This is a genomic window from Bradyrhizobium sp. 2S1 (assembly GCF_011516625.5).
GTDB classification, from domain to species: Bacteria; Pseudomonadota; Alphaproteobacteria; order Rhizobiales; family Xanthobacteraceae; genus Bradyrhizobium; species Bradyrhizobium septentrionale.
This window is the reverse complement of record NZ_CP147717.1, coordinates 7,327,668-7,339,224: the sequence shown is the minus strand read 5'-3', so window position 1 is coordinate 7,339,224 and position 11,557 is coordinate 7,327,668. Positions and strand designations below refer to the sequence as shown.

Annotated in this window: 14 protein-coding genes; 5 read left to right on the top strand and 9 right to left on the bottom strand. The window is 62.4% G+C overall.

What is annotated here, in order from left to right; genetic code table 11:
* Positions 1–52: 52 nt before the first annotated feature.
* From HAP54_RS34610 to HAP54_RS34595, 4 genes are all read right to left on the bottom strand, one after another.
* Positions 53–454: a lysozyme inhibitor LprI family protein gene (locus HAP54_RS34610; protein ID WP_312022845.1), complete on the bottom strand. Its 402-nt coding sequence runs from the start codon at positions 452–454 to the stop codon at positions 53–55.
* Between the two features lie 45 nt (positions 455–499).
* The gene (locus tag HAP54_RS34605; protein WP_166306690.1) at positions 500–769 is read right to left on the bottom strand and encodes a DUF2312 domain-containing protein; all 270 of its coding nucleotides are present in this window, start codon (positions 767–769) and stop codon (positions 500–502) included.
* A gap of 144 nt (positions 770–913) precedes the next feature.
* Positions 914–2,038, bottom strand: coding sequence for a metallophosphoesterase (locus tag HAP54_RS34600; RefSeq protein WP_166306687.1), 1,125 nt, complete (start codon positions 2,036–2,038; stop codon positions 914–916).
* A gap of 256 nt (positions 2,039–2,294) precedes the next feature.
* Positions 2,295–2,879 carry a hypothetical protein gene (locus tag HAP54_RS34595; RefSeq protein ID WP_166294846.1) on the bottom strand — a complete coding sequence of 195 codons (585 nt, stop codon included), beginning with the start codon at positions 2,877–2,879 and terminating at the stop codon, positions 2,295–2,297.
* A 325-nt stretch (positions 2,880–3,204) separates the two neighbouring features.
* Between HAP54_RS34595 and HAP54_RS34590 the strand changes: the two genes are divergently transcribed.
* Positions 3,205–4,269 (top strand): IS630 family transposase, encoded by a 1,065-nt coding sequence (locus HAP54_RS34590; RefSeq protein WP_166204319.1) that lies wholly within the window; start codon positions 3,205–3,207, stop codon positions 4,267–4,269.
* Positions 4,270–4,324: 55 nt separating this feature from the next.
* Positions 4,325–5,389, top strand: coding sequence for an IS630 family transposase (locus HAP54_RS34585; RefSeq protein ID WP_166204319.1), 1,065 nt, complete (start codon positions 4,325–4,327; stop codon positions 5,387–5,389).
* On the opposite strand, the gene panD is transcribed toward HAP54_RS34585, so the two are convergent.
* Positions 5,380–5,796, bottom strand: a complete 417-nt coding sequence (gene panD, locus HAP54_RS34580; protein ID WP_166306684.1) for an aspartate 1-decarboxylase — start codon at positions 5,794–5,796, stop codon at positions 5,380–5,382. The two genes, HAP54_RS34585 and panD, sit on opposite strands and share 10 nt — an antisense overlap.
* A 317-nt stretch (positions 5,797–6,113) precedes the next feature.
* Positions 6,114–6,380 carry a hypothetical protein gene (locus HAP54_RS34575; RefSeq protein WP_166294845.1) on the bottom strand — a complete coding sequence of 89 codons (267 nt, stop codon included), beginning with the start codon at positions 6,378–6,380 and terminating at the stop codon, positions 6,114–6,116.
* Positions 6,381–6,416: 36 nt separating this feature from the next.
* On the opposite strand from HAP54_RS34575, the gene HAP54_RS34570 reads away from it, so the two are divergent.
* The 3 genes from HAP54_RS34570 (at position 6,417) to HAP54_RS34560 (ending at position 9,075) form a co-directional block, all read left to right on the top strand.
* Positions 6,417–6,842: a hypothetical protein gene (locus tag HAP54_RS34570; RefSeq protein ID WP_166294844.1), complete on the top strand. Its 426-nt coding sequence runs from the start codon at positions 6,417–6,419 to the stop codon at positions 6,840–6,842.
* Positions 6,820–7,809: an LLM class flavin-dependent oxidoreductase gene (locus HAP54_RS34565; protein WP_166294843.1), complete on the top strand. Its 990-nt coding sequence runs from the start codon at positions 6,820–6,822 to the stop codon at positions 7,807–7,809. Before HAP54_RS34570 ends, HAP54_RS34565 begins: the two co-directional genes overlap by 23 nt.
* A 303-nt stretch (positions 7,810–8,112) precedes the next feature.
* On the top strand, positions 8,113–9,075 hold the full coding sequence (locus HAP54_RS34560) for an IS110 family transposase (protein ID WP_166294842.1): 963 nt from the start codon (positions 8,113–8,115) through the stop codon (positions 9,073–9,075).
* 342 nt (positions 9,076–9,417) lie between these two features.
* On the opposite strand, the gene HAP54_RS34555 is transcribed toward HAP54_RS34560, so the two are convergent.
* The 3 genes from HAP54_RS34555 to HAP54_RS34545 form a co-directional block, all read right to left on the bottom strand.
* Positions 9,418–9,729 (bottom strand): hypothetical protein, encoded by a 312-nt coding sequence (locus HAP54_RS34555; RefSeq protein ID WP_248114408.1) that lies wholly within the window; start codon positions 9,727–9,729, stop codon positions 9,418–9,420.
* An 85-nt stretch (positions 9,730–9,814) separates the two neighbouring features.
* Positions 9,815–10,123, bottom strand: a complete 309-nt coding sequence (locus HAP54_RS34550; RefSeq protein ID WP_166294841.1) for a putative quinol monooxygenase — start codon at positions 10,121–10,123, stop codon at positions 9,815–9,817.
* A 128-nt stretch (positions 10,124–10,251) separates the two neighbouring features.
* On the bottom strand, positions 10,252–11,535 hold the full coding sequence (locus HAP54_RS34545; RefSeq protein ID WP_166294840.1) for a cystathionine gamma-synthase family protein: 1,284 nt from the start codon (positions 11,533–11,535) through the stop codon (positions 10,252–10,254).
* Between the last annotated feature and the right edge of the window lie 22 nt (positions 11,536–11,557).

Below are 11,557 nucleotides of genomic sequence, written 5' to 3'. Positions count from 1 at the left end.
CGAGCGTAGGCATTTCCATGCCGAGAGCCTCTGACGACCAAAATCGTACAGTCTACCGCGAGGCGTTGGCACGCTTTTCAAGAAGCAGCGTGCGGTCGGTGATGTCCTTCAATTCGAACGCCTGGGAGTCGAGGAACGCGACGGACCCGTTGTTGGGGTCCGCGGCGAGGCGATGGGTTTCACCCAGATGATGCTTCAGCCAGGCCCGCTGCTCGGTCTGCAATTGCGCGTGCGCCTCGCCCTTCGACTTTGCGAGAAGCGCTTGATAAGCGGTGTTGAGCCTGGTGTCCCACTTGTCGATTTCGGCCTTGCCGCACTCGAGCATCTTCGTTGACACCCCTTCGGCCTTGTCCGTGCACGCATCATACTCGGTGCTTTGCTGCGCGCGGGCCGACAAAGTCCCGAGCACGAGCGTAGCTGCAACAATGACAAGCCTTCGCGAAAGCATGACCACGTCCAATTCACCCCACCCGCATCTCCGGACAACCATGGTCGGACCTCACGCCGCTTTCGCTTCCTTGTCCGCCGGCGCGGTTTCCATGGCGCGCATGTAGAGGTCGAGCAGCGATTCACGCTCGTCGCGCTCGTCCTGGTCCTGTTTGCGCAGCTTGATGATCTCCTTGAGGATCTTCACGTCGAAACCTTCGCCCTTCGCCTCCGAGAAGACTTCCTTCTTCTGCTCGCTCAGTTCCTGGATCTCGGTGTCAAGGTTCTCGATCCGCTCGACGAAGGAACGAATTTTTCCGCCGGGAATGGTGATGTCGGACATGGTGCCTCCTGCTGAATTAGGTCGTGAAAATGAAAGCAAAGAGATGACCAATGTCTTAACCCACGCGACCGCTGCGGCGTGTTCATAGCTGAGGTATTTTTGTGGCGATGATGCGATCGCATCATCGCATGCAAAACAAATCACTCAGGCGTCGTCAGCCACGCGCAACGTGATCCGCGTCAATTCGGACGGCCGGCCGAGCCGCAAGGCAAAACCCGGCCATAGCGCGGTGCCGTTGTTGACGTAGAGCGTCATCCCGTCGACGTCGTAGCGGCCCGAGACGAAGCCGGCATTGGCGCGCGCGGCCAGGCGGTCGATCCCCAGGATCAATCCGCCATGCGTGTGTCCGGAGAGTTGCAGGGCGACGCCGACCCGAGCGGCGTTTCGTGCGTCGCTCGGCTGGTGGTCGAGCAGGATGACGGGAACGCCTTTGGGGGCGCCGTCGAGAACCGCGGCAAGGTCGCGGACGGGATGCGCCCTGCGGCGCGACGCGCGGTCGGTAATCCCTGCGATCACCAGGCGGCCAGCACCGCGTTCGAGAACGACGTGCCTGTTCTCGAGCGAGCGCAGGCCCAACGCGGCGTAGTGCGCCATCCACACGTCATAGCCGAAGATATATTCGTGATTGCCAGAGATCACGTAGACGCCATCGGTGGCCTTCAGGTCCCGCAACGGCTCGACGTCTTTGCGCCGCGCATCGACGGTGCCGTCGATCAGGTCGCCCGTGATCGCGATCAGGTCCACGCCGAGCTTGTTCGATCGCGCGACGACGGCGCGCGCCCACGGCGCAGGAAACAGCCGGCTGATGTGAAGATCGGTCAGTTGCAGGATGGTGTAGCCGTCGAACTGTCGCGGCAGTCCGCGGATGCCGACTTCGACATCTTTCAGCGGCGGAATTCGCATGGCCTGATGGACGCCGATCGCGGCGGCGACGGCCGCCAGCGCCGCAAGTGCGTAGCGGACGCCGTCAGGCGCGCCCACGATGCCGCCGTGGATCAGCGCGGCGACCAGCAATCCGGTATCAAGCGCCAGTTGCAGCAGCGCCAGCAGGACGATCGCACCGAACGCCCAGTTGAAGAGGACGACCACCGGACGCGGAAACTCCGGCGAGAATTCCGATCCCGACGACAGTCTGTTCCAGCGGTGAAACTGCAAGGCGACCAGCACGAGCACCGCGGCGACGATCTTTGCCGGGAGCGGCCAGTCGAGCGGCCAGATGAAGCGGGTCAGGATCAGCAGACTGGTCAGGCCGAATATGAGCTGGGGAATCGGTTCGCTCCGGATTGGATCGGTTAAGGCTGTGCGGTCGGCGCTCAGCGAACGTAGGGTGGATCGGCCACCGGCGTAAGCCGCCATCATCAGCACATTTCGGCGAGTTTCGCTCGCTGAAACGCCCTGCGTGCCACCCAACTAATGCTCGAAGCAATATCCGGGACCGGCACCACCGACCCCGCATAGCGCTTCGCTCACGCGGGTGGCTGGCTGACCGCCCCGGTCTTATAGCGCAAGCGCCACAAGCGCCCGATCAATCTTCGATATCGGCAATTCGCCTGAGGACGATCACGACGGCGAGGACCAAGCCAAGCACGCCGCCAGCAGCTCCGGCCAGACCAGAACCAAAGGCACCACTTACATCCCGGTCGGATAGAGCGAACGCGACCATTTCAGCCGCAAAGCCCATCCCCAGCGTCAGAGCAATGATGATTGCGACGGACTTGGAAAGCTCGACCACAAATCGAAGTGCCATATCTCCGAAAGCGCCGAGCGCGCGGGTCACACGGCTCTCCGAACGAGGGGCGGCCGGGCTCCAATCCCTTCTGATAGAAGCACTGGAGGAGGTATTGCCGATCAATCGGTTCGCGCGGGGATTGTCGCGGGGATCATCGAGGGCCTTGATGTCCAGTCTGAGTTCTCGCCGCAGAAGCAGCGTAACAAGCAGCGCACAACATAAAAGTACGGCCAGTCCTGCGTAGATACTGACGCTACCTGCCAAAAAGATTAGAAAAATGCCGACCCACCCAAGGGCCTCGCCACAAAATTGAGCCACTGCCAATCTGGCGATGTCGGCCCAGGACTGTTTTCTCTTGGGAACGAAATCCGCGAGCCTCATCGGTTTGCCCTTCGACGCTCCGCTTCCTGCACGATCAGCCACTCAGTCCACCAAGATGTGGAGCGCCGGCCGCCGGGTGCAATCCTTCCGCACGCAACGCGGACGAGAATCACAAAGGCAGCACCAACGAGCGGCCTGTGCTTGTGGCTCGGATGGGCGCACCTCCCCCGTCAATGGCAGCCAAAGCACCCCGAAAATAGAACTTGAACGTCGCTCACGTCTCTGGGGCGTGACGCGATGATTCTCCGCCGGCGGCCGTCGGTTGAACGACGCTGCGAGCTAGTACCTACTGTTCTTAAAGCGTGAGTCGTGATTCAAGGTCGGGATGATACCCGAAGCAAGAGAAGTCCACCTTTCGAGGAAAGATCGCAAGGTGCTTGAGGCGTGTTGCCGCTCCCCGGTGACGTTGCAGCGCGATTTGAAGCGGGCGCGGATAGTTCTGTTGGCGGCGGATGGACGCAGCACTCGGTCGATCGCCAAGGAAGTTGGGGTCCAGCCGCGGATTGTCAGCCTTTGGCGGCATCGCTATGCCGACCAAGGCCTTGAAGGGCTGCAAGACAAGCCGCGACCGGGCAAGCAGCCAATCTATACGAAGGCCACCGACAAGCGGATTCTGAAGCTGCTGGACAAGCCGCCGCCGGACGGGTTCGCACGCTGGACCGGGCCCCTGCTGGCCGGGGCGCTGGGCGATGTTGACGTCCAATATGTCTGGCGGTTCCTGCGCAGCCACAAGATTGACCTCGCGGCTCGTAAGTCCTGGTGTGAGAGCAACGACCCGAACTTTACGGCCAAAGCCGCCGATGTTGTCGGCCTCTATGTCGCCCCGCCCGCGAAGGCCATTGTGCTGTGCGTGGACGAGAAGCCCTCGATCCAGGCTTTGGAGCGAGCGCAGGGTTATCTGAAGTTGCCCAATGGCCGCGCCTTGACCGGCCAGAGCCACGATTACAAGCGGCATGGCACCACAACATTGTTTGCGGCGCTCGAAGTCGCCACCGGAAAGATCATCGCGGCGCATTCAAAACGCCGACGCCGCGTCGAGTTTCTCGACTTCATGAACAGCGTCACCGCGGCTTTTCCGAACCGGAAGCTTCACGTCATCCTCGACAACCTCAACACCCACAAGAAGAACGAGCATTGGCTCAAGGCCCACCCCAACGTGCAATTTCATTTCACGCCGACAAGTGCGTCTTGGCTCAATCAGGTCGAGGTATGGTTTTCGATCTTGCAGGGGCAGTCGCTCAGCGGCACCTCCTTCACAAGCCTCACGCAGCTTCAGGAGCACATCGATGCCTACGTCAACGCATACAACGACAGAGCCGAGCCCTTCGTCTGGACCAAGAAAAAGGTCCGTCAACGCCGTTTCAAAGGCCGCCGTATCACTCAGCTCTGATTCTGGGTACTAGTACCTACTGTTCTTAAAGCGTGAGTCGTGATTCAAGGTCGGGATGATACCCGAAGCAAGAGAAGTCCACCTTTCGAGGAAAGATCGCAAGGTGCTTGAGGCGTGTTGCCGCTCCCCGGTGACGTTGCAGCGCGATTTGAAGCGGGCGCGGATAGTTCTGTTGGCGGCGGATGGACGCAGCACTCGGTCGATCGCCAAGGAAGTTGGGGTCCAGCCGCGGATTGTCAGCCTTTGGCGGCATCGCTATGCCGACCAAGGCCTTGAAGGGCTGCAAGACAAGCCGCGACCGGGCAAGCAGCCAATCTATACGAAGGCCACCGACAAGCGGATTCTGAAGCTGCTGGACAAGCCGCCGCCGGACGGGTTCGCACGCTGGACCGGGCCCCTGCTGGCCGGGGCGCTGGGCGATGTTGACGTCCAATATGTCTGGCGGTTCCTGCGCAGCCACAAGATTGACCTCGCGGCTCGTAAGTCCTGGTGTGAGAGCAACGACCCGAACTTTACGGCCAAAGCCGCCGATGTTGTCGGCCTCTATGTCGCCCCGCCCGCGAAGGCCATTGTGCTGTGCGTGGACGAGAAGCCCTCGATCCAGGCTTTGGAGCGAGCGCAGGGTTATCTGAAGTTGCCCAATGGCCGCGCCTTGACCGGCCAGAGCCACGATTACAAGCGGCATGGCACCACAACATTGTTTGCGGCGCTCGAAGTCGCCACCGGAAAGATCATCGCGGCGCATTCAAAACGCCGACGCCGCGTCGAGTTTCTCGACTTCATGAACAGCGTCACCGCGGCTTTTCCGAACCGGAAGCTTCACGTCATCCTCGACAACCTCAACACCCACAAGAAGAACGAGCATTGGCTCAAGGCCCACCCCAACGTGCAATTTCATTTCACGCCGACAAGTGCGTCTTGGCTCAATCAGGTCGAGGTATGGTTTTCGATCTTGCAGGGGCAGTCGCTCAGCGGCACCTCCTTCACAAGCCTCACGCAGCTTCAGGAGCACATCGATGCCTACGTCAACGCATACAACGACAGAGCCGAGCCCTTCGTCTGGACCAAGAAAAAGGTCCGTCAACGCCGTTTCAAAGGCCGCCGTATCACTCAGCTCTGATTCTGGGTACTAGGCCCTACGCGTCGGCCAGCGCAACAGCCCGCTGAAACGCCAGCCGCCTCCACCCGCCGGTTGTTCTCGTCGACGATCACCACGCGCGGGCGAAACCTGCGCGCTTCCTCGGCATCGAAGCCGGCATAGGCGACGATGATCACCTTGTCGCCCGCCATGGCGAGCCGCGCGGCGGCGCCGTTGAGGCCGATGGTGCCGGAGCTGGCGGGCGCCTCGATCACATAGGTCGAGAACCGCGCGCCGGTATCGATGTTGTAGATGTCGACGCGTTCATTGATCAGGAAGCCGGCGGCCTCGATCAGATTGCGGTCGATCGAGATCGATCCCTCGTAGTGCAAGTCCGCTTCGGTGACACGCGCGCGATGAATCTTGCCCTTCATCAAAGTCACTTGCATCGAGGCCATCCCGTATCGTTGCGTCGGAATTTTCGTGCTCGCCAATACGGGCCTCACGACGCCGGGTCAATCCTCACAGCGCAAAGGCGCGCCGCGCGTGCGCCCTTGCGTCGATACGATTGTTCTGAGATCGCGGATCGCTGTGGTGGGAATGGGCTACGGATCGCAACGATCCGAGAACGATCGCGCTGCAGATCCACGATCAGGGAGCAGATTCTTGTCTCGCAATTGTTTGGCAGACAGCGAGCGATTGGCGGATTGGCCCGGGGGACGCGCGTTGTGCGGACCCGTTGGCCAACCCGCCCTGTTCGTTGTCCTCAGCGCGTGGAGCGTCCGACCGTTTCGGTCTGGCCCGGCGCGGTCGCGGTCGTGACCTTGCGCGGCGTCAGGACGCTGCGTTGATGCGGCGTGGCCGAATTCGCCACCGACGACTGCTGCTGGACACCGGCCGCACCGAGCAGCTGGACCTGCACGGGCGAGATCGGCAAGCCCGCCTTTTCATAGGCCGGCAGTTCCGCCGCGCCGGCGGTCACAGCGGTCATCGCAACGATGGCGGCCGCGATGGACAGAGAGATCTTCTTCACGTCACTTCTCCTCGATAGCATTGGAATATCGAGCTAATGCTCGATTTGCTGCACCGCAATACCGTGTATGACGCATTGCACAATTTTGTGATGATGGATGCAAGTGCATCGAATCGCGTGACAGGCACGGGTCGCCGCCCTGTCGGCACAGCGCGTGACGCGAACAGGGATCGGCGCGCTGTGCCGTGCGACGTCGACGCGCAGCGCGATTTCGCGATCGGCGCGACGATCACGCCACACGACGGACGACGATCCGACATCGACGTCGCAGCGCAACGCTGCCAGTCGATCGCCGAAAGGGCTCAGCAGATTGACCCGCTCAGCGGCACTATCCATATGGGACGGACGAACCGGCTGATATCAGCCGCTCCGCCCTCACCCGGACACAGCCTGATACCACCGGCCTCGTCCCCCACGCACCGCCTGTTCCGGAACTCCCGTGACCGCACTGTCCATCCTTGATCTCGTCCGCGTCACTGAGGAGACCGATGCGCGCGGCGCGCTGTACAACGCGCGCGATGTCGCCGTGCATGCCGAGGCGCTGGGCTATCGCCGCATCTGGGTGGCGGAGCACCACAACATGGCGGGTATCGCCAGCGCCGCGACATCAGTCGTGATCGGGCATATCGCGGCGGGCACGAAAACCATCCGCGTCGGCGCCGGCGGCATCATGCTGCCGAACCACGCGCCCTACGTCATCGCCGAGCAGTTCGGCACGCTGGCGCGGCTGTTCCCCGATCGTATCGACCTCGGGCTCGGCCGCGCGCCCGGGACGGATCAGCTGACGCTGCGCGCGCTGCGCCGCACGCCGGAATCCGCCGAGAATTTTCCGCAGGACGTGCTCGAGGTGCAGGCCTTCCTGGCGGCCGCCGGTCCCAACCAGCGTATCCAGGCGGTCCCGGCTGCGGGCACCGACGTGCCGCTGTGGATTTTGGGGTCGAGCAATTTCGGCGCGATGCTGGCCGGCGAGCTCGGCCTGCCCTACGCCTTCGCCTCGCACTTTGCCCCCGAGCTCCTCATCCAGGCGCTGCAGATCTACCGCGCGCGCTTCAAGCCGTCGGAGCAGCTCGAGCGCCCCTACACCATGGTCGGCGTCAACATCATCGCGGCCGATACCGACGCGGAAGCGCAGCGGCTCGCAACCACGCAGCAGATGTCGTTCACCAACATCTTTCGCGGCGCGCGCGGCCTCAGCCAGCCGCCGATCGACGACATCGAGACCTATTGGTCGCCATCGGAAAAGGTCCAGGCGATGCGGATGCTGGAGCGCTCCATCATCGGCTCGCCCGACACGGTGCGTGCCGGGATCGAGGCGCTGGTGGCGGAGACAGGCGCCGACGAGCTCATGATCGTGTCCGACGTCTACGATCACCAGAAGCGGCTGCGATCGTTCGAGCTGATCGCTCAAGCGGGTCGGATTACTGCCTGACCGTCGTTGCAGCACGTAGGATGGGTGGAGCGCTAGCGATACCCATCGACTTTCGTGCAGTACATGATGGGTATCGCTTCGCTCCACCCATCCTTGTATTAGCGCGCTGGGTTAGACTGGCCTCGTTCCGTGAGGAATGGCCCAGCTCGGGTAGCCGCCCGGGCTGGGCCGCTGATCGATCGGATCGTTACCCATCGAAGCCTTGAGGGCTGTCGTTCGTAGCAAGATCGCGATCGGCACTTCATCGGGACCCGCATGGTTGAACGAACTTTAGGTTCGCATCAAAAGGGAGGGTCGAGGAAGATGGCCAAGCGTACCACAATCTGTGCCGGGATCGATACCGGCAAGCGCAAGCTCGACGTGGCGCTCGACGGCAACTCGGAGCAGCTGCAGGTGGAGAACACGGCAGAAGGTCACAAGGCGCTGCTGGAGTGGCTTGGGCGGCGCAAGGTCAAGCGGGTTGGGATCGAGGCGAGCGGTGGCTATGAGCAAGCCGTCGTCGCCGAGTTACGGCGCATGCGGTTTGTCGTCGTGGTGTTCCAGCCGGCGCAAGTGCGTGCCTATGCCAAATACCGCGGGCAACGTGCCAAGAACGATCGGATCGACGCGGCTCTGATCGCCGCCTGCGCCGCTGCGGTCAACAAAATCCACCCGGCCCCTGACGCAAGATTATCGCCCTTGGCCGGGCAGCTGACACTGATCGATCAGATCGGAGAGGATATCACGCGGTTCAAGAACCGGCTCGAGAGCTGTCGCGATGCGCGTATCCAAAAGCTCTGGAAGGAAGATATCGTCCGCGTGGCCAAGCGCGAACGCGTCGAGTTCAAGGCTTTGGTGGCAGCGATCCGCGAACAGCACGATCTCGCTGCCCGGCTCGATCTGATCTACAGCGTCGGCGGGGCCGGGCTGCCGACTGCGGTCGCCATTCTGGTGCGCATGCCGGAGATCGGCCAAATCAGCCGCGAGCAGGCCGCAGCTCTTGCGGGCCTTGCGCCTTATGATGACGACAGCGGAGAGCATATTGGCGCTCGTCACATCATCGGTGGACGCAAGCGCCTGCGAGAGGCGCTCTATGCTGCAGCGCTGGCGGCGTCGTTCCGCTGGAATCCGCAGCTCATCGCCCTTTACAAGCGACTGATCGCCGCCGGTAAGGGTCACAAGCGCGCGCTAATCGCCTGCGCCAGGAAGCTGCTCGTCTTCATCAACGCCGTAGTGGCCCGAGGCACCCCTTGGCAAGCTGACATGTCAGCTGTTCCAGCAGCCTGAAGCGTTTCTTTGTTCGACCGGGGCGCCGTTTCTTCGTCCCGACCTGCCGTCACCAGGACGTCGCGCACAGCGGCCGTCAAGGATGGCCGTCGCTCAAATGCCACCACATCCTCATCCTCAACAGGCCACGCCTTGATGGCCGCGAGCACGGCGTCAGTCTCAACGGCGATCGGACAATTCAATCGCACACAACCGAAAGAGCTCATGGTTGCTACGGATTACTCGGCTACGGCACGCCCTCAACGGCCGGTCGGCGGAACCCCATCGCCATCCACGCGCCGAGCAGCTTCAGCATGAACTTTCCGGAGTGGCCTGGATAGTTGGCGATATCGTCCGGCAAGATCACACCCTCTCGGGCCGGTCGGCCGTCATCATCCGCATGGTTGCCGGCGGGATGTCGCCGGGCAAGCGGCCGCGATAGAGCGTGAGCCAGTGTCCCCTGGTGAAGTCGAGGAACATGGCCGTGTTGCAACAGCGCGCGACCATTCGCCTCGTCGGCGACTCCGGTTTCAACCGCCGCTCCTCCAGGAGCTCTCCGCCACTGCTACAGCGCACGCGATCCTTGCGATAGAGCACGTAGTCCGTGCCGCCATCCTCGGCCAAAACAGCATCGGCGCCGGAGGCCGCCGCCCCGCCTGCTGGCAACTCGCGCAATAGCAGATGCCCCGCAGGATTGGGGCTCCTGCGATCTCGAGCGCGACCCTGCCGCAGCGGCACGATGCCGAGGCGCGCTCATCCGTCATTTCGCATCGCCTTTGCTCGCAAACTCGTTCGCCGACACGAGGATCACATCGCCATCGAGGATCGGCTTCGCAATATCGAAGAACTGCGCCACGGCCGGCGAATTGTTGTGCCGGTCCATGGCCGCCTGATCCAGATATCGCTCATAGGTCGCGAACACGCAGGGATCCGACGCATCCTGCGACACGTAATAGCCGATAGTGGAAGGCTCATTGGCCCGGACGTGGTCGACGACATCGAGCAGGGCCTGACGCATCGTCGCCTCGTGGCCTTTCTTCGCTCTGATGACCGCCGTGATCGTCAACATGCTGCTTCTCCAGAAAATCTGGTAGCCAGTAGGATGGGTGGAGCGAAGCGATACCCATCATTTGCGCCGCGGATACAAAGTGATGGGTTTCGCTTCGCTCACCCCATCCTACACGCTCATCTACACGCTCACACCCTGCTCAACGCCTGCGCGATGTCGGCCACCAGGTCCGACGGATGTTCGATCCCGATCGAGAGCCGGATCGTCGTATCCAGCACGCCGATCTTCTTCCTGATATCCGCAGGCACGCCGGAATGCGTCATCGTGGCCGGCAGGCTCGCGAGCGACTCAGTGCCGCCGAGGCTCACCGCGAGCTTGAAGATCTGCAAGCTGTTGAGGAATTTCTCCGCGGCCTCCTGCCCGCCGACGATGTCGAAGGCGAAGGTCGAGCCGGCGCCGGAGCACTGGCTGGCGAACACGCGGCCGGCAAGCGAGGCCGCATCGTGATGCGCCAGATAATGCACCTGCGCCACCTTGGGATGGTCGCGCAGATAGTCGGCGACGATCCGCGCGTTGCGGTCGGCCTTTTCCATGCGCAGGCTCAGCGTCTCCAGCGAGCGGCTGATCATCCAGCAGGAATGCGGATCGAGCTGGGTGCCGATCGCGCCGCGCAGCGCCTTGACGTCCTTCATCAGCTTCTTCGAGCCGAGGGCTGCGCCCGCGATCAGGTCGGAATGGCCGCCGACATATTTGGTCAGCGAGTACAGCGACAGATCGGCGCCATGCTCGATCGGGCGTTGAAACACCGGCCCGAGCAACGTGTTGTCGCAGGCGATGGTCGGGGTAAAGCCCTGCACCTTGCCGATCATGTCGGCGATGCGCCTGATAAGCGCGATATCGACCAGGCCGTTGGTCGGATTGGCCGGCGTCTCGATGAAGATCATCGCAACCCGGCCCTTCTTCATCGCTTCGTCAGCGGCGGCGCGGACGACGCTCTCGTCGAGCCCGTCGGCAAAGCCCACCGCACTGATCGAGAAGCCCGCGAGCGTCCTGGTGAACAGCGTTTCGGTGCCGCCATAGAGCGGCTGCGAATGCAGGATCACGTCGCCGGGCCGCGCAAAGGCGAAGATCGTCGTCGAGATCGCCGACATGCCGGAGGAAAACAGCGCGCAGCTTTCGGTGCGCTCATAGATCGCAAGCCGGTCCTCGACGATCTCGCTGTTCGGATGATTGAAGCGCGAATAGACCAGCCCTGCCCCCATGCCCTCCGGAGGCTCGCGCCGGCCTGCGACGAAATCGAAGAAGTCCTTGCCGTCCTCAGCGGTCCGGAACACGAAGGTCGAGGTCAAAAACACCGGCGGCTTGACCGCGCCCTCCGACAATTGCGGGTCGTAGCCGTAATTCAGCATCTGGGTTTCCGGATGCAGCAAGTGGTTGCCGATGTGGGTTCTGGACGGAAACGGTTTGACCACGGCCTGTCTCCTTATCTGGAGG

Bases quoted from the DNA above. Each gene is read 5' to 3' on its own strand.
- HAP54_RS34550 (WP_166294841.1), bottom strand. From the start codon at position 10,123: ATGTTGACGATCACGGCGGTCATCAGAGCGAAGAAAGGCCACGAGGCG.
- HAP54_RS34570 (WP_166294844.1), top strand. From the start codon at position 6,417: ATGCTCGATTTGCTGCACCGCAATACCGTGTATGACGCATTGCACAAT.
- HAP54_RS34595 (WP_166294846.1), bottom strand. From the start codon at position 2,879: ATGAGGCTCGCGGATTTCGTTCCCAAGAGAAAACAGTCCTGGGCCGAC.
- HAP54_RS34560 (WP_166294842.1), top strand. From the start codon at position 8,113: ATGGCCAAGCGTACCACAATCTGTGCCGGGATCGATACCGGCAAGCGC.
- panD (WP_166306684.1), bottom strand. From the start codon at position 5,796: ATGCAAGTGACTTTGATGAAGGGCAAGATTCATCGCGCGCGTGTCACC.
- HAP54_RS34590 (WP_166204319.1), top strand. From the start codon at position 3,205: ATGATACCCGAAGCAAGAGAAGTCCACCTTTCGAGGAAAGATCGCAAG.
- HAP54_RS34605 (WP_166306690.1), bottom strand. From the start codon at position 769: ATGTCCGACATCACCATTCCCGGCGGAAAAATTCGTTCCTTCGTCGAG.
- HAP54_RS34585 (WP_166204319.1), top strand. From the start codon at position 4,325: ATGATACCCGAAGCAAGAGAAGTCCACCTTTCGAGGAAAGATCGCAAG.